General features: G+C 66.4%; 1 pseudogene. It reads left to right on the top strand.

From position 1 onward, the window contains the following. A pseudogene (locus R5H29_RS06680) lies at window positions 1-307 on the top strand ([NiFe] hydrogenase small subunit HydA); the annotation flags it as partial.

Raw genomic sequence — 307 nt, 5'->3', positions numbered from 1 at the left:
TCGCCGAGGTGGCGGCGGACGCCAAGGCGGTGATCGCCTGGGGCGCCTGTGCCAGCTGGGGCTGCGTGCAGGCGGCACGTCCCAATCCCACGCAGGCGACACCGATCCATGAGGTGATCAAGGACAAACCCATCATCAAGGTGCCGGGCTGCCCGCCGATCGCCGAGGTGATGACCGGCGTCGTCACCTATATGCTCACCTTCGACGCCATTCCGGCGCTCGACCGTCAGGGCCGGCCGCAAATGTTCTACGGCCAGCGCATCCACGACAAATGCTACCGGCGCGGCCATTTCGATGGCGGCCAGTT

The organism is Stenotrophomonas sp. A3_2 (genome assembly GCF_036624925.1).
GTDB lineage: Bacteria > Pseudomonadota > Gammaproteobacteria > Xanthomonadales > Xanthomonadaceae > Stenotrophomonas > Stenotrophomonas hibiscicola.
This window is presented reverse-complemented; position numbering and strand designations above follow the sequence as displayed.